This window comes from Ectopseudomonas composti, from assembly GCF_900115475.1.
GTDB classification, from domain to species: Bacteria; Pseudomonadota; Gammaproteobacteria; order Pseudomonadales; family Pseudomonadaceae; genus Aquipseudomonas; species Aquipseudomonas composti.
Genome location: NZ_FOWP01000007.1, coordinates 34,373 through 56,759 on the forward strand (window position 1 = coordinate 34,373; position 22,387 = coordinate 56,759).

23 protein-coding genes are annotated in these 22,387 nt (G+C 63.8%); 14 read left to right on the top strand and 9 right to left on the bottom strand.

Annotation, left to right across the window (positions count from 1 at the left end):
* The first annotated feature begins 14 nt into the window (after positions 1 to 14).
* The 9 genes from BM059_RS14215 to gloA all read left to right on the top strand — a co-directional run bounded on the left by BM059_RS14215 (position 15) and on the right by gloA (position 8,544).
* Positions 15 to 578, top strand: coding sequence for a chemotaxis protein CheW (locus BM059_RS14215; protein ID WP_074939434.1), 564 nt, complete (start codon positions 15 to 17; stop codon positions 576 to 578).
* 32 nt (positions 579 to 610) lie between these two features.
* Positions 611 to 2,254 (top strand): methyl-accepting chemotaxis protein, encoded by a 1,644-nt coding sequence (locus tag BM059_RS14220; RefSeq protein WP_074939436.1) that lies wholly within the window; start codon positions 611 to 613, stop codon positions 2,252 to 2,254.
* Positions 2,255 to 2,257: 3 nt separating this feature from the next.
* Entirely contained in the window at positions 2,258 to 2,770 is a 513-nt protein-coding gene (locus BM059_RS14225) for a chemotaxis protein CheW (RefSeq protein WP_074939438.1), read from the top strand.
* On the top strand, positions 2,767 to 3,588 hold the full coding sequence (locus BM059_RS14230; protein ID WP_074939440.1) for a CheR family methyltransferase: 822 nt from the start codon (positions 2,767 to 2,769) through the stop codon (positions 3,586 to 3,588). Before BM059_RS14225 ends, BM059_RS14230 begins: the two co-directional genes overlap by 4 nt.
* On the top strand, positions 3,581 to 4,099 hold the full coding sequence (locus BM059_RS14235; protein ID WP_074939441.1) for a chemotaxis protein CheD: 519 nt from the start codon (positions 3,581 to 3,583) through the stop codon (positions 4,097 to 4,099). Before BM059_RS14230 ends, BM059_RS14235 begins: the two co-directional genes overlap by 8 nt.
* Positions 4,096 to 5,160 (top strand): protein-glutamate methylesterase/protein-glutamine glutaminase, encoded by a 1,065-nt coding sequence (locus BM059_RS14240; protein ID WP_074939443.1) that lies wholly within the window; start codon positions 4,096 to 4,098, stop codon positions 5,158 to 5,160. The genes BM059_RS14235 and BM059_RS14240 overlap by 4 nt, the downstream gene beginning before the upstream one ends.
* Before the next feature lie 196 nt (positions 5,161 to 5,356).
* Positions 5,357 to 7,195, top strand: a complete 1,839-nt coding sequence (ilvD, locus tag BM059_RS14245; RefSeq protein WP_074939444.1) for a dihydroxy-acid dehydratase — start codon at positions 5,357 to 5,359, stop codon at positions 7,193 to 7,195.
* Positions 7,196 to 7,318: 123 nt separating this feature from the next.
* Entirely contained in the window at positions 7,319 to 7,777 is a 459-nt protein-coding gene (locus BM059_RS14250) for a metallophosphoesterase family protein (RefSeq protein WP_074939446.1), read from the top strand.
* A gap of 239 nt (positions 7,778 to 8,016) precedes the next feature.
* Complete coding sequence (gene gloA / locus BM059_RS14255) at positions 8,017 to 8,544, top strand: lactoylglutathione lyase (RefSeq protein ID WP_037001253.1); 528 nt, start codon at positions 8,017 to 8,019, stop codon at positions 8,542 to 8,544.
* 67 nt (positions 8,545 to 8,611) lie between these two features.
* On the opposite strand, the gene BM059_RS14260 is transcribed toward gloA, so the two are convergent.
* Together BM059_RS14260 and BM059_RS14265 are read right to left on the bottom strand one after the other, a co-directional pair.
* A complete protein-coding gene (locus tag BM059_RS14260) occupies positions 8,612 to 9,259 on the bottom strand; it encodes a YitT family protein (RefSeq protein ID WP_037001251.1) in 648 nt (215 codons plus the stop codon).
* A gap of 111 nt (positions 9,260 to 9,370) precedes the next feature.
* Entirely contained in the window at positions 9,371 to 9,901 is a 531-nt protein-coding gene (locus tag BM059_RS14265; protein ID WP_037001249.1) for a dihydrofolate reductase, read from the bottom strand.
* 131 nt (positions 9,902 to 10,032) lie between these two features.
* Here BM059_RS14265 and BM059_RS14270 point away from each other — a divergent pair, with 131 nt between their 5' ends.
* The 3 genes from BM059_RS14270 (at position 10,033) to BM059_RS14280 (ending at position 14,085) form a co-directional block, all read left to right on the top strand.
* Positions 10,033 to 11,178: a glycerophosphodiester phosphodiesterase gene (locus BM059_RS14270; protein ID WP_074939448.1), complete on the top strand. Its 1,146-nt coding sequence runs from the start codon at positions 10,033 to 10,035 to the stop codon at positions 11,176 to 11,178.
* A gap of 45 nt (positions 11,179 to 11,223) precedes the next feature.
* Positions 11,224 to 12,630 (top strand): DUF2868 domain-containing protein, encoded by a 1,407-nt coding sequence (locus BM059_RS14275; protein ID WP_074939450.1) that lies wholly within the window; start codon positions 11,224 to 11,226, stop codon positions 12,628 to 12,630.
* A gap of 72 nt (positions 12,631 to 12,702) precedes the next feature.
* On the top strand, positions 12,703 to 14,085 hold the full coding sequence (locus BM059_RS14280) for a GTPase/DUF3482 domain-containing protein (RefSeq protein ID WP_074939452.1): 1,383 nt from the start codon (positions 12,703 to 12,705) through the stop codon (positions 14,083 to 14,085).
* Positions 14,086 to 14,183: 98 nt separating this feature from the next.
* On the opposite strand, the gene BM059_RS14285 is transcribed toward BM059_RS14280, so the two are convergent.
* The 4 genes from BM059_RS14285 to BM059_RS14300 form a co-directional block, all read right to left on the bottom strand.
* Complete coding sequence (locus BM059_RS14285) at positions 14,184 to 14,711, bottom strand: REP-associated tyrosine transposase (RefSeq protein ID WP_074939453.1); 528 nt, start codon at positions 14,709 to 14,711, stop codon at positions 14,184 to 14,186.
* A gap of 100 nt (positions 14,712 to 14,811) precedes the next feature.
* Positions 14,812 to 15,606, bottom strand: a complete 795-nt coding sequence (locus tag BM059_RS14290; protein WP_037001239.1) for a thymidylate synthase — start codon at positions 15,604 to 15,606, stop codon at positions 14,812 to 14,814.
* Positions 15,603 to 16,406 carry a prolipoprotein diacylglyceryl transferase gene (gene lgt / locus BM059_RS14295; protein WP_074939455.1) on the bottom strand — a complete coding sequence of 268 codons (804 nt, stop codon included), beginning with the start codon at positions 16,404 to 16,406 and terminating at the stop codon, positions 15,603 to 15,605. The genes BM059_RS14290 and lgt overlap by 4 nt, the downstream gene beginning before the upstream one ends.
* 10 nt (positions 16,407 to 16,416) lie before the next feature.
* A complete protein-coding gene (locus BM059_RS14300) occupies positions 16,417 to 17,199 on the bottom strand; it encodes a sulfite exporter TauE/SafE family protein (RefSeq protein WP_074939456.1) in 783 nt (260 codons plus the stop codon).
* A 128-nt stretch (positions 17,200 to 17,327) separates the two neighbouring features.
* Between BM059_RS14300 and BM059_RS14305 the strand changes: the two genes are divergently transcribed.
* Positions 17,328 to 18,071 (top strand): NRDE family protein, encoded by a 744-nt coding sequence (locus BM059_RS14305; protein WP_074939458.1) that lies wholly within the window; start codon positions 17,328 to 17,330, stop codon positions 18,069 to 18,071.
* A 57-nt stretch (positions 18,072 to 18,128) separates the two neighbouring features.
* Here the strand turns inward: BM059_RS14305 and ptsP are convergent, their stop codons facing one another.
* Positions 18,129 to 20,408, bottom strand: a complete 2,280-nt coding sequence (gene ptsP, locus BM059_RS14310; protein ID WP_037001232.1) for a phosphoenolpyruvate--protein phosphotransferase — start codon at positions 20,406 to 20,408, stop codon at positions 18,129 to 18,131.
* 18 nt (positions 20,409 to 20,426) lie between these two features.
* Positions 20,427 to 20,906: an RNA pyrophosphohydrolase gene (locus BM059_RS14315; RefSeq protein WP_037001230.1), complete on the bottom strand. Its 480-nt coding sequence runs from the start codon at positions 20,904 to 20,906 to the stop codon at positions 20,427 to 20,429.
* 143 nt (positions 20,907 to 21,049) lie between these two features.
* Between BM059_RS14315 and BM059_RS14320 the strand changes: the two genes are divergently transcribed.
* Positions 21,050 to 21,703 carry a histidinol-phosphatase gene (locus BM059_RS14320; RefSeq protein WP_074939459.1) on the top strand — a complete coding sequence of 218 codons (654 nt, stop codon included), beginning with the start codon at positions 21,050 to 21,052 and terminating at the stop codon, positions 21,701 to 21,703.
* A 189-nt stretch (positions 21,704 to 21,892) separates the two neighbouring features.
* Here the strand turns inward: BM059_RS14320 and BM059_RS14325 are convergent, their stop codons facing one another.
* Complete coding sequence (locus tag BM059_RS14325) at positions 21,893 to 22,333, bottom strand: DUF2269 domain-containing protein (RefSeq protein WP_074939461.1); 441 nt, start codon at positions 22,331 to 22,333, stop codon at positions 21,893 to 21,895.
* Positions 22,334 to 22,387: the final 54 nt, after the last annotated feature.

The window sequence follows — 22,387 nt, forward strand, 5'->3', positions numbered from 1 at the left end:
AATGAGCGCACATCATGAGTCTTCCCGATAATCCGGCGAGCATGCCGCAGCACCCCATGGCGGTCATCCCCACTGCTGGCGCGGCATTCACTGAGCCGGATGCCTCGCGCCAGTACCTGACCTTCGAGCTCAACGCCCGACGCTATGCCCTCGACGGCTTGTGCGTGCGCGAGATCATCGAATACCCGCAGCTCACCCGCGTGCCCATGGCAGCGTCGTGCATCCACGGCGTGATCAATCTGCGCGGCGCCGTCGTGCCGGTGATCGACCTGAGTCTGCGCTTCGACCAGGGCCCAAGCCGCATCGACAAGCGCAGTTGCATCATCATCGTCGAGGTAGTGGACGAAGAAGACGCCCAGGTACTGGGCATCATCGTCGACGCCGTCAGCGAGGTGCTGGAAGTCGCGGCGACGCAGATACGCCCAGCACCCGCTTTCGGCAACCCCATTCGCAGCGACTTCATTCACGGCATGGTGCGCCTGGATGATGACTTCATCGTTCTGCTGACCATCGAAAACACTCTGGCAGTTGCCGAAATCGCGGCTTCCGGCAACACCCCACGCACGACACGCGCCTGAGCACACGACCAGGTCATACGGAGAAAGTAACCATGTTCAAGAATATGAAAGTGGCGACCAAGCTGGGGCTGGGCTTCGGTATGGTCGTGGCGTTGTTGATCCTGGCCACGGCAATCGGGATCGTACGTATGAGTGCGATCAATAGTTCCAACGACGTCATCGTCGACGACCGCTATCCGAAAATCGTCGACGCGAACGTCATCAAGGAAGAAACGCTCAACCAGGCGCGTTTAATTCGTGACTTGATCATCCTCGACGATCAAGCGTCCGACCAGAAGAACCTGGCCCTGATCAGCGAGAGCCGAGACCGGCGCGCAAAAGCAGTCGAGAACCTACAAAACACGGTGACGGCCCCGAAAGGGCGTGAACTGCTGGCACGGATCAACAGCGCGCGCGAGCTGGTAGGCCAACGCTACGACGAAATATACAAGCTCATGGATGACCAAGAGCGAGCGCTGGCTTATCTCTACAGCGAAATCATCCCGGCCAACAACGAACTGCTGAAAGCCTCGACGGCACTGGCCGAGTTCCAGGCTGAGCTAATGGAACAGTCCCAGAACGAATCAACGGTGTTGTTCGAAGAATCCCGTATGCAGCTGATGATCATCGGCGGCGTTGCCGCACTGATCTCCGTCGTGCTTGCCTGGCTGATCACCCACAGCCTGTTGCGCCAACTGGGCGGCGAGCCGAGCTATGCCGCCGAAATGGTCTCGCGCATCGCCGAAGGTGACCTGCGAGTGCAAGTCAACACCCGCCCAGGCGATACCACCAGCATGCTGGCCGCCATCCACAGCATGTCGCAGCGACTGACACAGATCATCTCCGAAGTGCGCAGCAACGCCGACGCCCTGACCAGCGCCTCCGAGGAAATCTCCGCCACCGCACAGAGCATGAGCCAGGCGGCCTCCGAACAAGCTGCGTCAGTGGAGGAAACCAGCGCCTCGATGGAGCAGATGTCCGCGTCCATCGCGCAAAACACCGAGAACGCCCGCATCACCGATGGCATGGCAAGCAAGGCCAGCAACGAAGCCAGCGAAGGTGGCCAGGCGGTCAAGGAAACCGTACGCGCGATGAAGACCATCGCCGACAAGATCGGCATCGTCGATGACATCGCCTACCAGACCAACCTGCTGGCGCTCAACGCCGCCATCGAGGCCGCGCGTGCCGGCGAGCACGGCAAGGGCTTCGCCGTGGTCGCCGCCGAGGTGCGCAAGCTGGCCGAACGTAGCCAGGTCGCCGCGCAGGAGATCGGCGAGGTGGCCAAGTCCAGCGTGCAACTGGCTGAACGCGCCGGCACCCTGCTCGACGAGATCGTCCCCTCTATCGCCAAGACCTCTGACCTGGTGCAGGAAATCGCAGCGGGGTCCGAAGAGCAAAGCTCGGGTGTCGGCCAGATCAGCACGGCCATGAACCAGCTCAACGAAATCACCCAGCAGAACGCCTCCTCGTCGGAAGAGCTGGCGGCCACGGCAGAAGAGATGAGCGGCCAGGCCGAGCAACTGCAGCAACTGATGGAGTTCTTCAAGCTCAATAGCAGCCAGGGCGCTCGCAATCCGCAACGCCATGTCCAGCCGTCACGCCCGAGCCACTCGACACGGGCCGCACAGACCGGTGACGACGCGCCCACGTTGATGGCCGGCGGTCTGCCCGCAGGCTACGTGCGCTTTCAGGAGTAGTCGATGACTGCCGCCACTCACAGTGTCGCCGGCCAGTACCTGACCTTTGCCCTGGTGCAGGAGTTGTTCGCCGTCGATATCCATGCCGTGCGTGAGATCATCGAGTACGGCCATCTGACCAGCGTGCCGATGATGCCGCCGAGCATCCTCGGCGTGATCAACCTGCGCGGGGCCGTGGTGCCCGTCATCGACCTGGGGCTGCGCTTCGGCGGCAGCGCCACCTCGATCGGCCCGCGCACCTGTATCGTCATTCTGGAGATCGCGGCAGGCGATGGCCTGCGGGTGATCGGCATGGTGGTCGATGCGGTCAGCGAAGTACTGGAACTCAGTGCAGAGCAGATCGAGCCGGCCCCCAGCTTCGGCAATCGTATTCGCGCCGACTTCATTCGCGGCATGGGCAAGCTGGATGAGCGCCTGGTGGTGCTGCTCGATGTCGGGCGGGTGCTGTCCGACGATGAAATAGCCTTGCTGGAGCATGCTGGTGCACAAGGCACGACGGCGCAGGACAAACCATGAGCAGCAACACGGCCATAGCCCTGAGTGACCAGGAATTCGCCAGGTTCCGCCAGTTGATCCACGAAATTGCCGGTATCAGCCTTTCCGACGCGAAGAAGCCCCTGGTCGCCGGCCGTTTGAGCAAGCGCCTGCGCGAGTTCGAACTCAGCAGCTACGGTGAGTATTTCCGCCGTCTGAGCCAAAGCCCGGCGGAGTTGCAGACCTGCGTCGACCTGCTGACCACCAACGAGACCTACTTCTTTCGCGAACCCAAGCATTTCGACTTCCTCCGCGAACACCTGGAGAAGCCGGGACTGATTCCCAGCGGACGCCCCCTGCGCATCTGGAGCGGGGCCTGTTCCAGCGGCGAGGAGCCCTACAGCATCGCCCTGTTGCTGGCCGACGTACTCGTGGACAAACCCTGGGAGATCCTTGCGTCGGATATCAGCCAGCGCGTGCTGGATCGTGCCCGCGCCGGGGTCTATCGTGTGCAGGACAGCGAGGATATCCCGCGTCGGATGCTGGTACGCCACTGCTTTCGCGGCGTCGGAGCCAACGAGGGCAATCTGCTGATCGACCCCGCACTGCGCCGACGCGTGCGCTTCGAGCAGATCAACCTGAACAACCCATTGCCGGAAGTCGGTCAATTCGATGTGATCTTCCTGCGTAACGTCATGATCTACTTCGACGGTGACACCAAGCGACAGGTAGTGAAGCGTCTATTGAGTCGCCTGCGGCCAGGTGGTTACTTTCTGATCAGCCATTCGGAAAGCCTCAACGGCATCGATGACACGCTCAAGGTCGTGAAACCCTCGATCTATCGCAAACCCGATGCCTAGACCCGTTGCACCGCGAGATGTCTATCTGCAACCCGGTGACCTGCACTTCGCCGGCGTCGGCACGCGCATTCGAACCCTGCTCGGCTCCTGCGTATCCCTGGTGTTCTGGCATCCTCGGCGCAGGCTGGGCGGCATGTGCCACTACATGCTGCCCACCCGCGGCCAGCCCACAGCCAGACTGGACGGGCGTTACGGTGACGAAGCCATGCTCTTGTTGTTGGAGGCTATCAGTGCTCACGGTACCCGCGCCAACGAGTATCACCTGCGCATCTTCGGCGGCGGCAACATGTTTCCGAACGTCGGAAATCGCGGTAAACGCCATATCGGGCAGCAGAATATCGACATGGCCTACAAACTCCTCGCCAAGCACGGGTTGATGAGTCATGGCGAACATGTCGGTGGTACAGGCCACCGCCACCTGATCTTCGATATCTGGAGCGGCCAGTTGGCCCTGAAGCAATCCCCACTCGTAGCTGACAGTGGACGTCCCACTGGAGTACAACCCGCATGAAACCCATCAAAGTCATGATCGTCGATGACTCGGCGGTCGTCCGCCAGGTGTTGGCCTCGGTGCTGGCAGCCGACCCGGCGATCGAGGTTCTGGGCACCGCTGCCGATCCGCTGTTCGCCCTGAGCAAGATGGAGCGCGAGTGGCCGGACGTGATCGTCCTCGACGTGGAAATGCCGCGCATGGACGGCATTACCTTCCTGAAGAAACTCATGGCCGAGCGCCCGACGCCGGTGGTGATCTGCTCGACCCTCACCGAAAAAGGCGCTAGCACCACCATGCAGGCCCTTGCTGCCGGTGCTGTGAGCATCGTCACCAAGCCCCAGGTCAACCTCAGCAAATTCCTGGTCAATGCCAGCGATGACCTGCTCGGCGCGGTAAAAGCCGCTGCGCGCGCCAATATGCGCCAACTGGCCAAGAGCAAGGTCCCGGTGCAGCCCAAGTTGGGCGCCGATGCGGTGCTCCCGGCCGGGCAACCGGCGATGGCCCGAACCACCGAGCGCGTGGTGGCCATCGGCACGTCCACCGGCGGCACCCAGGCGCTAGAGTATGTCCTCACCGCGCTGCCGCGCGTCTGCCCGGGCATCGTCATCGTCCAACACATGCCGGAACGCTTCACTGCAGCCTTCGCCGAACGCCTCAACGGCCTGTGCCAGATCGAAGTGCTGGAAGCACGCCATGGCGACCGGGTCATGCCCGGTCGCGCCCTGATCGCCCCCGGTGGCCGTCACATGCTGCTCAAGCGCAGCGGCGCGCAGTACATGGTGGAAGTGGTCGACGGCCCGCCCGTAAGCCGCCACAAACCCTCGGTGGACGTGCTGTTTCGCTCCACCGCGCGCGCTGCCGGTGCCAACGCCACCGGCATCATCATGACCGGCATGGGTGACGACGGCGCCCGTGGTCTGCGCGAGATGTTCGAGGCCGGCGCGCAGACCTTTGGCCAGGACGAAGCCAGCTGCGTGGTCTACGGCATGCCCAAGGAAGCGAAGAAACTCGGCGCGGTCAGCCGCGAACTTCCACTGGAGCAAATTCCCGCGCAGATCCTGCGCGCCGAGCGCGCCTGACCGGCAGCCTTTCCCCGCCCGCCTCGGCGGGCGTAGAATCGTAGCATTCCTCGCCAGAAATCCTCCGGCGGGCCCGTGAGCCCCGGCCGTACGAACGGTGATCCCGTTTCGTCATGCAGCCTCCTGACACTGTGGCGATCTGCCGCTCGATGACGCTCACCGCACACACAACCGAATTAGTCGCAGGAATATCGTCATGCCCGATTACCGCTCGAAGACCTCCACCCAGGGCCGCAACATGGCCGGCGCCCGCGCCCTGTGGCGCGCCACCGGGATGAAGGACGAAGACTTCAAGAAACCGATCATCGCCGTCGCCAACTCCTTCACCCAGTTCGTGCCCGGCCACGTACACCTCAAGGACATGGGCCAACTGGTCGCCCGCGAGATCGAGAAGGCCGGCGGCGTAGCCAAGGAGTTCAACACCATCGCTGTGGACGACGGCATCGCCATGGGCCACGACGGCATGCTCTATTCGCTGCCGAGCCGCGAGATCATCGCCGACTCCGTCGAGTACATGGTCAACGCCCACTGCGCCGACGCCATCGTGTGCATCTCCAACTGCGACAAGATCACCCCCGGCATGCTGATGGCCGCCCTGCGCCTGAACATCCCGGTGGTGTTCGTTTCCGGCGGCCCGATGGAAGCCGGCAAGACCAAGCTGGCCAACCACGGCCTCGATCTGGTCGATGCGATGGTCATCGCCGCCGACTCGACTGCATCCGACGAGAAGGTCGCCGAGTACGAGCGCAGCGCCTGCCCGACCTGTGGTTCGTGCTCCGGCATGTTCACCGCCAACTCGATGAACTGCCTGGTCGAAGCCCTGGGCCTGGCGCTGCCAGGCAACGGTTCGACCCTGGCCACCCACAGCGACCGTGAACAACTGTTCCTGCGTGCTGGCCGCCTGGCCGTCGAACTCTGCCAACGCTTCTACGGTGAAGGCGACGAGTCGGTGCTGCCGCGTAACGTCGCCAACTTCAAGGCGTTCGAAAACGCCATGACCCTGGACATCGCCATGGGTGGCTCGACCAACACCATCCTGCATTTGCTGGCTGCAGCCCAGGAAGCGGAGATCGCCTTCGACCTGCGCGACATCGATCGTCTGTCGCGCAAGGTGCCGCAGCTGTGCAAAGTCGCACCAAACATCCAGAAATACCACATGGAAGACGTGCACCGCGCCGGCGGTATCTTCTCCATTCTCGGCGAGCTGGCCCGTGGCGGCCTGCTGCACACTGATGCACACACCGTGCACAGCCCGAACATGGCCGAAGCCATCTCCCAGTGGGACATCACTCAGACCCAGGACGAGGCGGTTCATCACTTCTTCAAGGCAGGCCCTGCCGGTATCCCGACCCAGACCGCGTTCAGCCAGAGCACCCGCTGGCCGAGCCTGGACGACGACCGCGCCGAAGGCTGCATCCGCAGCGTCGAGCACGCCTACTCGCAGGAAGGCGGCCTGGCCGTGCTCTACGGCAATATCGCCCTGGATGGCTGCGTGGTGAAAACCGCTGGCGTCGACGAATCCATCCACGTCTTCGAAGGCAACGCCAAGGTCTTCGAGAGCCAGGACAGTGCGGTCAAGGGCATCCTCGCCGACGAAGTGAAGGAAGGTGACATCGTCATCATTCGCTACGAAGGCCCGAAAGGCGGCCCGGGCATGCAGGAAATGCTCTATCCGACCAGCTACCTGAAGTCCAAGGGCCTGGGCAAGGCTTGCGCCCTGCTCACCGACGGTCGTTTCTCCGGCGGCACCAGCGGCCTGTCCATCGGCCATGCTTCGCCGGAAGCTGCCGCAGGCGGCGCCATCGGCCTGGTACAAGACGGCGACAAGGTACTGATCGACATCCCTAACCGCAGCATCAACCTGCTGGTGAGCGATGAAGAGCTGGCCACCCGCCGCGCCGAGCAAGACAAGAAAGGCTGGAAGCCGGCCGCACCGCGCACCCGCAAGGTGACCACCGCACTCAAGGCCTACGCCCTGCTCGCCACCAGCGCCGACAAGGGCGCGGTGCGTAACAAGGCAATGCTGGACGGTTGATTCGTCCGCCTGCTACAGAGAAAAGCCCGGCCTGGTTTGCCGGGCTTTTTGTTGTCGGAAGGTTTTGCATCTGACGCTGATCGCCAGCAAGCTGGCTCCTACATCCATGCTCAGGAGCCCATCATGCGCATCGGCCTGATCGCCGACACTCACAACCTGCTGCGCCCGGAGGCGCTGGCAGCGTTGCTGGGCGTCGATCATCTGATCCATGCCGGTGATATCGGCGGGCCGCACATCCTGGCCGAACTGCAGCGCATCGCGCCGCTCTCGGTGGTACGCGGCAACAACGATCAGGACAGCTGGACCGACGCCATTCCCGAACGCCTGACGCTGCGCTTCGACGACATCACCCTGCATGTCCTGCACGATCTCAAGCAGCTGGATATCGACCCGGCAGCGCAGGGCATAGACGTGGTGATCACCGGCCATTCGCACAAGCCGCTGCATGAGCTGCGCGACGGCGTGCTCTACCTCAACCCTGGCAGCGCCGGGCCGCGACGTTTCAAGCTGCCCATCGGCGTGGGCATTCTGCATATCAAGGATGACGCGGTGCAGTTCGAACTGATTACGCTGGAGGTCTGATGCGGGTGCTGGAATTGGTGGGCTGAAGCGGATCGCCGCCCGGCCCACCCGACTCGATCGGGCATGGCTGAAGGGTGGGCTTCAGCCCACCAATCAAGACACCACGCCAGCAAGGCAGATGAAAGAGCCCAATCCACCCTGCTGTGACATTCGACCTTGAAAAACGCCATGGGCGAAGCCATCTAGGCAGATACGGCCTTTCAGCGCCGACCCCATTCCCTACCTGATGGAGACTCCCCATGACCCTCGACGAGCTCAACGCCATTGCCGGCGTGACCGCCAAGCCTGACGTCGCCACCGCCGACTTCGTCTACAACCACACCATGATCCGCGTGAAGGATCTGCAAAAATCCCTGGACTTCTACACCCGCGTGCTGGGCTTCACCCTGCTGGAGAAGAAGGACTTCCCCGACGCCGAATTCAGCCTGTACTTCCTCGCCCTGATCAATGACAAGTCGCAGATCCCAGCTGACCCGGCCGCCCGCCACCAGTGGCGCAAATCCATCCCCGGCGTGCTGGAGCTGACCTACAACTACGGCACCGAGAAAGACCCGGAATTTTCCTACCACAGCGGCAACAGCGACCCGCGCGGTTTCGGTCATCTGTGTGTGTCGGTGCCGGATATCAAGACGGCCTGCCAGCGCTTCGAAGACCTCGGCGTCGACTTCCAGAAGCGCCTGAGCGACGGCCGCATGCGCGACATCGCCTTCATCAAGGACCCGGACGGCTATTGGGTCGAGATCATCCAGTTCACCGAAGTGATCTGACTTTCGCCTTCGCGAAAACCGACGAGGGGCTGCCTCCAGTGAGGCAGCCCCTCGTTCGTTGCTGCGTTCAACTGACGCCGACGTAGCGATCCGCCCGGTGATTGATCGCCAGCACCAGATTGAGCATCACCGCTCCCAGCACCGAGAGCAGCACCTTGTCTGGCGACACCACGAAGACGGCCGCCAGCACGATGCTCGCATCGATGGCCATCTGCACGGCGCCAGCACGCAGGCCGAAGCGTGCCTGCATGTACAGCGCGAGAATGTTCACCCCACCCAGGCTGGCGCGATGGCGGAACAGCATGAGCAAACCCAGCCCCATCGCAGCGCCGCCGAACAGCGCGGCATACACAGCGCTGAGATGGGCGAAGGCGACCCACTGCGGCGTCAGCTCAGCCAGTAGCGAAACCAGCAACACCGCGCAGCCCGTGCGCAGAGTGAAGCCCCAGCCCATCCGCCAGATACCGAGCAGGTAGAACGGCAGGTTGACCAGGCAGAACACCAACCCGAATGACCAGCCGGCCTGATAGTTGGCGAGAAAGGCGATACCGACGGTGCCACCGGTGAGCAGGCCGGCATGCGTGTAGAAGGCAATGCCCAGCGCCACCAGCGCGGTGCCGAACAGCAGAGCCAGCGCATCTTCCCAGAGTGGGTGGCGCACGAAGAGTGCAGCGACAGCGCTCGGGCGCTCGTCGACGGGCGATTGCTCAGTCATGAAAGAACCTGCATCAGGATGCACGAAAGACGTTACGGCAGCGGCTAGGCAGTGACCGTCACGCCGCGCAGAGGAATCTGGCGGCAAAGACGACCGGAACGCTCGGCAGGATTATGCGCCGCGGCGCTCCCACACTTCGAAGGCGTAAAACGGTGTTTCGGCCGAAGCCGGGTGCTCGACGCTGGAGGTCATGCGCCAGGTAGCCTCGTCGACCTCGGGGAAGAAGGCATCGCCATCGGGGTCGAGGCCGACACGCGTCAGGTACAGGCGATCGGCCTGGGCCAGGCCCAGCTCATAGAGCTGCGCGCCGCCGATCAGCATCAGTTCCTCGGCATCCTCTTCACGCGCCCAGGCGTCGGCTCGCTCGATGGCTTCTTCCAGCGTCGCAAACACCTCAGCACCTTCCAAACTCAGATCGGCCTGGCGGCTGACCACGATATTGAGCCTGCCCGGCAACGGCCGACCGAGCGAATCCCAGGTCTTGCGCCCCATGATGATCGGCTTGCCCAGGGTCAGCGCCTTGAAATGCTTGAGGTCCGCCGGCAGGTGCCAGGGCAGTTGGTTGTCGCGGCCAATCACGCGGTTGTGCGCGAGCGCGGCGATCAGGGAAAGAGGTAGAGTCTTGTTCATGACGGCGAGCATAGCAGAGCCCTCGGCTGCCTCGCAGCCCACCGTTGGCTGTGTCGGACGCGCCCATTGGCAACACTGTCGTCGAATCGTCACCTTTGCCGTAGCAGGCTAACGGCTGACTCTACGAGCAAGGAACATGCGCCATGTCGAAATCATTCCCTGCCTGGTTGCTGGGCATCGCACTGCTGCCCCTGCAGGCCTTCGCCAGCCCGCCCCCGGTCGATAAGGTCCAGGCCGCCATCGAATGGGCCCAACAGCAACCCAGTGCCAAGCAGCCCCAGCCCCGGCAGACGAAGGCGCCGCTGGTGATCGCCCATCGCGGTGCCAGCGGCTACGTGCCCGAACATACCCTCGCCGCCTACGCGCTGGCGGCGCTGCAGGGGGCCGACTACATCGAGCCCGACCTGGTGATGACCCGCGACGGCCAGTTGGTCGCCCGCCACGACAACGAACTGGGGCTGACCACCGACGTGGCGCAACACCCCGAGTTCGCCGCCCGCAAGCGCACCCAGAGCGTCGACGGGCGCAGCCTGGAAGGCTGGTTCAGCGAGGATTTCACCCTTGCCGAGCTGAAAACCCTGCGCGCCATCGAGCGCATCCCGCAGCAGCGGCCGGGCAATACCCGCTTCGATGGCCAATTCGAGATTCCCACGCTGCAGGAGATCATCGATCTGGTGAAACGCCTGGAAGCCCTTCAGCAACGAACCCTGGGTTTGTACCCGGAAACCAAGCACCCCACTCACTTCCAGCAACGCGACCTGGCCATGGAAAAACCGTTGCTGGCGGTGCTCGAACGCAACGGTTACGACAGTGCCGAAGCGCCCGTTTTCATCCAGTCCTTCGAAGTGGAAAACCTCAAGACGCTGAGCACGCTGACGCCGCTCCGCCTGGTACAGCTGCTGTGGATAGAAGGCCAACCCTACGATCAACAGGTGCGGGGCAGTGGCCTTGGCTACCAGCAGATGATCACCCCAGAAGGCCTGCAGAACATCGCAAGCTACGCCGCCGGCATCGGCCCGGAAAAAGGCATGGTCATCCCGCGTGACGCCGCCGGCAACCTGAGCGCGCCGACCAGCCTGGTAGCTGACGCCCATGCCGCTGGACTCAAAGTGCACCCCTATACCTTCCGCGCGGAAAACGCCTTCCTGCCCAGCAGCCTGCGTACGGGCAGTGACCCGGTCGAACGTGGTGATATCGACGCCGAGCTGCGCGCCTTCCTCGCCACCGGCATCGACGGCCTGTTCATCGACCAGCCAGACATCGCCGTGCGCTTGCGCCAACAGCGCTGATTCGCACCGGGGCGGATCAGGGGTTATTCTCAACCCCTGATCCGAATGACGAGACGCTGCGTGATAGACGCCTCCTCCCCTACGCCCTTGCAACGCCTCTGGCTCAGCGAAACCATTCGCCTGCGCGAGGAGCATGCCGGCCCGCTCGAAGACAGCGAAGCCAATCGCCTGGCCCGTGCCGAGCAGGTTGACCTGGCCGAGCGCATCCAGCATCGAGCTCTGCACCTGGCCCGCCGTGATGGTCAGTGGCAGGCGTTGCTGCACTGGCTGCAGGGCGCACGCCTGGCCGGCCTGCTGCTGGCGCTGTTGGCCCTGCTCAGCGGCTTTGGCCTGGCCCTGGCGGCGCTGGGCGACGGGCGCCAACCAGTCAACGTGTTCTGGGCCCTGGGCAGCCTGCTTGGGCTCAACCTGCTGATGCTGCTTGGCTGGCTGCTGGGCCTGCTGCTGACCCGAGACCACCCTGGCGCACTCGGTCGCTTGTGGCTGTGGCTCAGTGAAAAACTGGCGCGCGACGCCAGCGCCGCGCAACTGGCCCCGGCCCTGCTGCTGATGCTGCAACGCCAACGCCTGACCCGCTGGGGCCTGGGTCTGATGGTCAACGGCCTGTGGACATTGGCCATGCTCACGACACTGATCACCCTGTTGTTGCTGCTCGCCACGCGCCGCTACGGTTTCGTCTGGGAAACCACCATTCTCGCTGGCGACACCTTTATCGCCCTGACCCAAGCCATCGGCGCCCTGCCCGCGCTGCTCGGCTTCAGCCTGCCGGACATCGACGTCATTCGCGCCAGCGGCGATGCCGCCATCGCCAGCGAAGCGGCCCGGCAGAGCTGGGCCGGCTGGCTGGTCGGCGTGGTGCTGGTCTACGGCCTGCTGCCACGCCTGCTGCTGATGCTGCTGTGCCTGTGGCGCTGGCAATCCGGCAAAGGCGCGCTGCGTCTGGATCTCGAACTGCCCGGCTACGGCCTGCTGCGCCAGCGCTTGCAGCCGGACAGCGAACGTCTCGGCATCTGCGACCTGGCCCCCACCGCCCTGCACCAACCGCAAGGCGGCGCCAGCACACAACCTGGCAGCGGCGCGCTGCTGCTTGGCATCGAACTGGACGAGCTCCGCCCTTGGCCGCCGGCGCCTGTGCCCAAAGGCGTGGCCGATGCCGGGGTGATCGACAGCCGCGAACAACGCCGCCAGTTGCTCGAACAACTGACCCGCTTCCCGCCCGAACGCCTGGCCATCGCCTGCGACCCCCGTCGTTCGCCGGATCGCGGCACCCTGGCGCTGCTCGGCGAACTGGCGCGCTCGGCCTCTGCCACACGCATCTGGCTGCTGCCGCCGACGCCCGGCGAGAGCCTGGACAGCGCCCGCCTGACGGACTGGCACCAGGCAATCACCAGCCTGGGGCTGCAGCATGGCGATACCGCGCCCTTGAACTGGCTGGAGACGGGGCATGACTAGAGAGCCGCAGGCACACGGGCCTACATCCGTACGCGATCTACTGCCTCCGGATTATTCGAACGAGCCCACGCCATGAGCCCACCACTGAAACTCGCCCTGGTCGGCCACACCAATGTCGGCAAGACCTCGCTGCTGCGCACTCTGACTCGCGACATCGACTTCGGCGAAGTCTCGCCCCGCGCCAGCACCACGCGCCATGTCGAAGGCGCACGCCTGTCGGTGGATGGCCAGGCGCTGCTGGAGCTGTACGACACCCCCGGCCTCGAAGACGCCATCGCCCTGCTCGATTACCTGGAGCGCCTCGACCGCCCCGGCGAGCGCCTGGACGGCCCGGCCCGCCTGAGCCGTTTTCTCGAAGGCAGCGAAGCGCGCCAGCGCTACGAACAGGAAGCCAAGGTGCTGCGTCAACTACTGGCCTCAGACGCCGGCCTCTATGTGATCGACGTACGCGAGCCGGTGCTGGCCAAGTACCGCGATGAACTCGCGGTGCTCACCATGTGCGGCCGACCGCTGCTGCCCGTGCTCAACTTCGTCGCCAGCGCCAACCATCGCGAAACGGAGTGGCGCGAAGCACTGGCCCGCCTCGGTCTGCATGCCCTGGTGGCCTTCGACAGCGTGGCGCCGCCTGCGGATGGCGAACGTCGTCTGTACGAAAGCCTGGCCCTGCTGCTGGAGCGTTCGCGCCCGCAACTGCAACGACTGATCGAGGATCACGAAGCCCAGCGCCAGGTCCGGCGCCAGGCCGGCAATCGGCTGATCGCCGAATTGCTGATCGACTGCGCCGCCTGCCGCCGCAGCGTCGCCGCCCAGCCGGTGCTGGAACAGGGCGCCATCACCGAGCTGCGCACGGCCATTCGCCAGCGCGAGCAGCGCTGTGTCGACGCCCTGCTGCGCCTGTACGCCTTCCGCAGCGGCGATGCCAAAGCGGCCGATCTGCCACTGCTCGATGGGCGCTGGGGCGACGACCTGTTCAACCCGGAAACGCTCAAGCAACTCGGCATCAAGGTCGGCGGCGGCATGGCGGCTGGTGCTGCTACCGGTGTCGGCGTCGACCTGCTGGTCGGCGGCATCACCCTGGGCGCCGCCGCTGCGCTGGGCGCAGTGATCGGCGGCAGTGCGCAGACCCTGCGCAACTACGGAGAACGACTGAAGGGAAAACTGAAGGGCCAGCGCGAGCTGACCGTCGACGACGCCGTGCTGCGCCTGCTCGCCCTACGCCAGCAGCAATTGCTGGCCGCCCTGGACGTACGCGGCCACGCCGCGATGGACGCCATCACCCTCAACGCGCCGCAGGAAACCCTGTGGCGCAAGGGCAAGCTACCCGCCCCGCTGAACGTGGCACGCGCTCACCCGCAATGGTCGTCACTGAATCCAGGCGCACGCCTGGAAGAAGCCGAGCGCACCGAGCAGATAGAGCGCCTGAGCAGCGACTTCTCCGTGCAACCGGTGGGCTAAAGCCCACCCTACATACCCCGGCCCTACACCCCGTAGGGTGGGCTTCAGCCCACCAACGCCCGCCCTCCATCAACCGCCCTTGATCGAACCCGCCACAACTACTCCCCAAACTCTCCATCACCATCATCCTGCCCACCCCAATCTACCGGCAGGAGTCCGCGCGCGGCATAACGGTGGAAGCTTGAATAAGGCCAATCGCCAACCTGACTCACCAGGCCGTGTTTTACCGGGTTGAAATGGATGTAATCGACATGCCGTGCAAGGTCACTCTCATCACGGATGCGGTGCTCCCAGAAGCGCCTCTGCCAGATGCCTTTCTCACGCTTTCTAACTTTGCTGGCGCTGACGGTAGCCATGGTGGATAGCGCCCGAGAAAACTGGCTTTTGATCAATGCCCAACGCCGGGAATAGTCGTGATCATCCTCAGGCAGCTCCCATACTGCATGCAGGTGATCGGGCAAGACGCAGATGGCAATGGTCTTGAAAGGCATACGTTTGCTCGCCTCGACGTAGACCTGACGCAACAGCGCAATTTCGTCCATCAGCAAACAGGATCGACGATCAGCGAGAGTGACCGTGAAGAAGTAGGTAGCACCGGAAATCCGTTCGCGGCGATAGGTCGACATGGGCAATCCTTTGCCTGGTATGTGTCGGTGAAGGGGCCGACGGCATGGTGAATCGGTGGGCTAAAGCCCACCCTACAGCGGAGCGCCACTCACTTCTATCTCAGACGGCCACCGGCGCCTTGATATGCGGGTGCGCTTCGTAACCGACCAGCTCGAAGTCCTCGAATTTGAAGGCCAGCAGGTCCTTCACTTCAGGGTTGAGCTTCATGGTCGGCAGCGGCAACGGCTGGCGGGTCAGTTGCAGGTCGGTCTGCTCGATGTGGTTGGCGTACAGGTGGCAATCGCCGCCGGTCCAGATGAACTCACCCGGCTGCAGACCGCAGACCTGCGCCACCATCAGCGTCAGCAGTGCATAGCTGGCGATGTTGAAGGGCACGCCGAGGAAGATGTCCGCCGAGCGCTGATACAGCTGGCAGCTGAGCTTGCCGTCGGCGACGTAGAACTGGAAAAGCGCATGGCACGGCGGCAGCGCCATCTGCTCGACCAGCGCCGGGTTCCAGGCCGAGACGATCAGGCGGCGCGAGTCCGGGTTCTTCTTGATCATCTCGATCAGCTTGGCGATCTGGTCGATGGACTCGCCATTGGGTGCCGGCCAGCTGCGCCACTGGTAGCCGTACACCGGGCCAAGGTTGCCGTTCTCGTCGGCCCACTCGTCCCAGATGCTGACGCCGTTGTCCTTGAGGTACTTGATGTTGGTGTCACCCTGCAGGAACCACAGCAGCTCGTGGATGATCGAGCGCAGGTGGCACTTCTTGGTGGTGACGATGGGGAAGCCATCGGCCAGGTCGAAGCGCATCTGGTAGCCGAACACGCTGTAGGTGCCGGTGCCGGTGCGGTCTTCCTTGAAGGTGCCGTGCTCACGCACGTGGCGCATCAGGTCGAGGTACTGTTTCATGGCGCGACTCCCTGGGCAGCCTGACGTTTGTAGGCATAGGCGATCAGGCCGAGGCCAGCGAGAATCATCGGTATGCAGAGCACCTGGCCCATGGTCAGCCAGCCCCAGGCCAGGTAGCCGAGCTGGGCGTCCGGCACGCGGACGAATTCGACGATGAAGCGGAAGATGCCGTAGCACACGGCGAACATGCCGGACACGGCCATGGTCGGCCGCGGCTTGCGCGAGTAGAACCAGAGGATGGTGAACAGCGCCACGCCTTCCAGAGCGAACTGGTACAGCTGCGACGGATGACGCGCCAGTTGCTGCGGGTCGGTGGGGAAGATCATCGCCCAGGGCACGTCGGTGGCCTTGCCCCACAATTCGGCATTGATGAAGTTGCCGATACGCCCGGCGCCCAGACCGATCGGCACCAGCGGCGCGATGAAGTCCATCAGCTCGAAGAAACTCTTGCCGTTGCGCTTGCCGAACCACCAGGTCGCCAGCATCACCCCGATCAGGCCGCCGTGGAAGGACATGCCGCCCTCCCAAACCCGCAGGATCTTCGCCGGATCGGCGATGTACGCAGACAGATCGTAGAACAACACATAGCCCAGGCGCCCGCCGAGAATCACCCCCATGGCCACCCAGAACACCAGGTCGGACAGCTTGTCCTTGGTCCAGGTCGCGTCGAAACGCTCCAGCCGGCGCGAGGCCAACAGCCACGCACCACCGATACCGACCAAGTACATCAGGCCGTACCAATGGATTTTCAGGGGACCGAGGGCGATGGCCACCGGGTCGATCTGCGGATAAGGCAGCATCCAGGACTCCTTAAATGAAAAAACTCAGGCCCACGCTGAACAGCAGCAGGGCGAACAGACGCTTGAGCAACAGTGGCGACAGGCGATGGGCCAGGCGCGCACCAAAACGGGCAAAGAACATGCTGGTCGTGGCTATTCCCAGCAATGCCGGGAGATACACGAAACCGACGCTCCATGGCGGCAGATTCGGGTTCCCCCAGCCGGTGAACATGAAACTCAAAGCACCGGCGATGGCGATCGGCAAACCACAAGCTGCCGAGGTTGCCACCGCCTGCTGGATCGGCACGCTGCGCCAGACCAGAAAGGGCACGGTCAACGAGCCACCGCCAATCCCGAAGATCGCCGAGGCCCAACCGATCACCCCGCCGGCTACCGTCAGTGTCGGCTTGCCTGGGACACCGCGGCTGGCCTTGGGTTTCAGGTCCAGCGACAACTGCGCCGCCACGACGATGGCGAAGGTGCCGATGATCTTCTGCAGCAACGGCCCCTGGATCAGCGCCGCCGTCATCGCCCCTAGCGCCGCACCGAGCAGGATACCCAGGGTCAGCCAGCGAAACAGCGGCCAACGTACCGCGCCCTTGCGATGATGTTCGAGCAGCGAATTGATCGAGGTAAAAACGATGGTCGCCAGAGAAGTGCCCACGGCCAGATGGGTGAGTACCTCCGCCGCCATACCCTGGGAGGTGAAGCTCAACACCAGCACTGGCACGATGATCAGGCCGCCACCCACGCCGAACAGGCCCGCCAGCACACCGGCAGCAGACCCCAGCACCAGGTAGAGCAGCAGTTCCATCGGCACCCCCAAAAACAAAGCGGCATGGTAGCGGAAATGCCCCCTCAACGGCATACGGATCGACGGAACGGTTGCCGCACCGGGCTCAGCTCGCTAGCCTGCCAGACTTCACTATCGGAGGAATCCGCATGTGCCTGATCGTCTTCGCCTGGCAGCCCGAAAAACCAACGGTGCTGCGCCTGGCGGCCAATCGCGACGAGTTCTACGCGCGTCCCAGCGCCGCACTTGGTGAATGGCAGGATGCTCCCGGCGTGTTCGCCGGCCGCGACCTGCAGGCCGGCGGCACCTGGCTCGGCGTTACCGCGCAAGGCCGCTTCGCGGCACTGACCAACATCCGCGACCCCAGGCAGAAAGCCGGCCCCCGTTCACGCGGCGCGTTGACGGTTGACTACCTGCTGGGCCAGGAGTCGGCACCGGCCTATCTCGACAGGATCATGCGCGACGCTGCCGAGCATGCCGGCTTCAACCTGCTGCTCGGCGACCGCCATCAGATCTGGCATTTCAACTCTCAGGAAGGGCGGCCTCGGCGACTGGAGAGCGGCATCTACGGCATGTCCAACGCCAACCTCGACACGCCCTGGCCGAAGCTGCTGCGCACCAGGAGCGCCCTGAGCGACAGCATCGATGGCGAAGATGAGGATTTGCTTGCGCTGCTGACCGACCGCAACCAACCGGCCGATCACCTGCTGCCAGACACCGGCGTGGGGCTGGCGACGGAGCGCCTGCTAGCGACTGCCTTCATCGCCAGCGAGACCTATGGCACCCGCGCCAGCACGGTGCTGAACCTTGGCAGAGATGGGGCCTGGAACATCACCGAGCGCAGTTTCGGCCCGCATGGTGCCCTGTTGGGCGAGGTCACCTTGCGCGGGTAGCCCGCGAATCTTGGCGGCGCAAAAGCTTCGCGAGCAGAGCTCGCTCCTACAGGTGAATCAGGCCTGGATATTGGACGCCGGGTTGATCACCCGGCCGAGGCCCAGGTTGCGCAATGCAAGGTGCAGGGTGCTGTAGATCAGGTGCGGGTTGTCCATGGTCAGCACCTGGCCGAGCAGTTCCTTGGCCTTGCTCTGGGTAACCTGACGCAGCAGCCATTTCACCTTGGGCAGGTTGGTGGCGTTCATCGACAGCGAGTCGAAGCCCATCGCCAGCAGCAACACGGCCGCCGCCGGATCACCCGCCATCTCTCCGCAGATGCTCACCGGCTTGCCTTCGAGATGCGCGTCGTTGACCACCTTCTGCAACGCCTGCAGCACTGCCGGGTGGAGGAAGTCGTAGAGATCGGCCACGCGCGGGTTGTTGCGGTCGACCGCCAGCAAGTACTGGGTCAGGTCGTTGGAACCGACCGAGAGAAAGTCCACCTGGCGTGCCAGTTCGCGGGTCTGATAAACCGCTGCTGGGATCTCGATCATCACGCCGATCGGCGGCAACGGCACGTCGGTGCCTTCGTCACGCACCTCGCCCCAGGCACGGTGGATCAGGTGCAGCGCCTCTTCCAGCTCCTGCGTACCGGAAATCATCGGCAGCAGGATACGCAGGTTGTTCAGCCCTTCGCTGGCCTTGAGCATGGCACGGGTCTGGACCAGGAAGATTTCCGGGTGATCCAGGGTCACGCGAATGCCGCGCCAGCCAAGGAAGGGGTTCTCTTCCTTGATCGGGAAGTAGGACAGCGACTTGTCGCCACCGATATCCAGGGTGCGCATGGTCACCGGCAACGGATGGAAGGCCTGCAGTTGCTCGCGGTAAGTGGCGAGCTGTTCCTTCTCGCTGGGGAAGCGCTCGTTGATCATGAACGGCACTTCGGTGCGGTACAGGCCAACGCCCTCGGCGCCACGCTGCTGAGCGCGAGCCACGTCAGCCAAAAGACCGGTGTTGACCCACAACGGCATGCGGTGGCCGTCGAGGGTCTCGCACGGCAACGCACGCAGGGCGTCGAGGCCTTCGGTGAGCTGGCGCTCCTCCTCGACCACCTCGGCGTACTGCTTGCTCAGCAGATCACTGGGGTTGGTGAAGACTTCGCCATGGTAGCCATCGACGATCAGCTTGATGCCATCGATCTTCGAGTACGGCAGATCGACCACGCCCATGACCGTAGGAATGCCCATGGCACGCGCGAAGATGGCGACATGGGAGTTACCCGAACCCGTCACCGAAATCAGGCCGAGCAGCTTGCCTTCCGGCACCTCGCCGAGCATCGCCGGCGACAGCTCCTCGCTGACCAGAATGGTGTTGTCCGGGTAGACCAGCGAGGTCTTGCGTTCTTCCTGCAGGTAGGCGAGCAGGCGCCGGCCGAGGTCGCGCACATCAGAGGCACGCTCGCGCAGGTAAGCGTCATCCATCAGTTCGAAACGATTGACGTGGTCGAGCACCACCTGGCGCAAGGCGCCCTGCGCCCACTGGCCGGTGCGGATGACCTTGCGCACCTCGTTACCCAGCGCGGCATCTTCGAGCATCATCAGGTAGACGTCGAACAGCGCGCGCTCTTCCTTGCGCAGTTGGGTGGCGAGCTTCTCGGACAGCTCCTGCATGTCCTCGCGTACCCAGCCGAGCGCCTTGTCGAACAGTTCCAGTTCTGCAGCGATGTCATCCACGCTACGGTCTGGCACCACATTCAGATCAGCCGGGGGCAGCACCACGACAGCGGTACCGACCGCTGCCCCCGGTGCACCCGGCACGCCGACGAACTTGGCCTCCTGCACGCCCTTGCCTTGGCGACCGAGACCACGAATCGAGCCAGTGGCCTCGGCATGGGCGATAACGCCGGCGAGCTGCGCACTCATGGTGACCAGGAAGGCTTCTTCGCCTTCGTCGAACTGGCGGCGCTCCTTCTGCTGCACGACCAGAACGCCCATCACGCGACGGTGGTGGATGATCGGTGCACCGAGGAAGGAGGCGTAGCGCTCTTCGCCGGTCTCGGCGAAGTAGCGGTAGCGGGGGTGACTGGCGGCGTCTTCGAGGTTCAGCGGCTCTTCGCGGCTACCGACCAGGCCGACCAGACCTTCGCTGGGGGCCATGCTGACCTTGCCGATGGAGCGTTTGTTGAGGCCGTCGGTGGCCATCAGCACGAAACGGTTGCTTTCCGGGTCGAGCAGGTAGACCGAGCAGACCTGGCTGCCCATGGCTTCCTTGACGCGCTGCACAATGATCGACAGCGCCGCCTTGAGATCCTTGGCGGCGTTTACTTCCTGGACGATCTTGCGCAGCGTATTGAGCATGCTCGATTGGGGTCCGTATCAGTCGCGCACTAAAAGGCGCGGGGCGAGTTCCTTGAGCGCGCGGCGATAGACCTCGCGCTTGAATGTGACCACCTGGCCCAGCGGGTACCAGTAGCTGACCCAGCGCCAGCCATCGAACTCGGGCTTGCCGGTCAGGTCCATGCGCACACGCTCTTCTGCTCCGGTCAGACGCAGCAGAAACCACTTCTGTTTCTGCCCGATGCACAGCGGCTGGCTGTGCGTGCGCACCAGACGCTGAGGCAGACGATAACGCAACCAGCCTCGGGTGCAGGCGAGGATATTCACATCCTGCTCTTCGAGCCCGACCTCTTCATTCAGTTCACGGTAAAGCGCCTCTTCCGGCGATTCACGATCATTGATGCCGCCCTGGGGAAACTGCCACGCATCCTGGTTGATACGCCTGGCCCAGAGCACCTGGCCGACATCATTGGTCAGGATGATGCCGACATTCGGGCGAAAACCATCAGAATCGATCACGGCAAGCAACCTCGTACACGCAAGTTCCGGCATTGTTCCACAAAGCCGGCGCGAGCAGCAACGCGGGTTTAGGCGCAGTTTGAAAGCCCCAGCAAAGCGGCTATTCTGGCGCCCCTCCCCCTTTTGCAGACAGGTATAGAACCGTGCGCTTGGCCCTTTTCGATCTCGACAACACCCTGCTCGCTGGCGACAGCGATCACAGCTGGGGCGAATTCATCTGCCAGCGCGGCCTGGTCGATGCAGCCGAGTATCTGGCCCGCAACGACGCCTTCTATGCCGACTACTGCGCCGGCAAGCTGGACGTGGTGGCCTACCAGAACTTCAGCCAGGCCATTCTCGGCCGCACAGACATGGCGCAACTGGCGCAATGGCACCGCGAGTTCATGGCCGAAGTGATCGAGCCGATCATCCTGGCCAAGGGCGAAGCGCTGCTGGCCGAACACCGCGTTGCTGGCGACAAGCTGGTGATCATCACGGCCACCAACCGCTTCGTCACCGCGCCCATCGCCGAGCGCCTGGGCGTGGAAACGCTGATCGCCACCGAATGTGGCATGCAGGACGGCCGCTATACCGGGCAGATCACCGGCATACCGTGCTACCAGGGCGGCAAGGTGACCCGACTGAACGAATGGCTGGCAGAGACGGGGTACAACCTCGACGGCGCCTACTTCTATAGCGACTCGCGCAATGACCTGCCGCTGCTGGAGGCCGTGGCCAAACCGGTAGCGGTCGATCCGGATGACGTGCTGCGCGCCACCGCCACCGAGCGCGGCTGGCCGGTGATTTCGCTGCGCTGAGATGACGTAGGGTGCGCCGTGCGCACCAGGGCCCACCTCGTCTATCGCCGGTGCGCACAGCCTGGGCGGCCCCGCGACACCCTACGAAGGCTTGGCAGTCGAGATGCCTCGAATCACAGACCCTCTTCCCGCCTCTCGGGCACCCTCTCCCGACGGGAGAGGGTCAGCAGAAGCCGCTCTGCGGCTGCTTTAAACCGGCTTGGCGCCCATCAACGCCATGATCGCGATCAGCAATACCAAAATCAGCCCGGCATAGATCAGACACAGGCGCTTCAGCGCTGTCGGTGCTGGCGTATCACCCAGCGCACGCCAGACCGCCAGGCGGCCAGCCAGCAGCAAACCCAGCAGCATCGTCAGCGCATAGAGAATGCTGCCCAGCAGCAGCCAGGTCTGCCCTAGCGGCCAGCCGGCGGTGTCCACCAGCCAGTAGCCGGTGATCGGCAGGCTCAGCGCCAGCACGGCGAATGCCGGGAAGCTGAACAGCAGGGTCACACGCAGCTTGCGCGCCAGCACAGCCGCATCGCCACCACGCTGCGCCTTGAACAGCATGACGCCATGGGCGATCAAGCCGAGCAGCAGCAAAACGCCCGGGGCGCTGTGGAGAATACGGACCAGCAGATAGTGTTCCATCGAGGCTTCCTTTTATTCGGCTACTAAGTAGGGCGGGTGCAACCCGCCAGAACG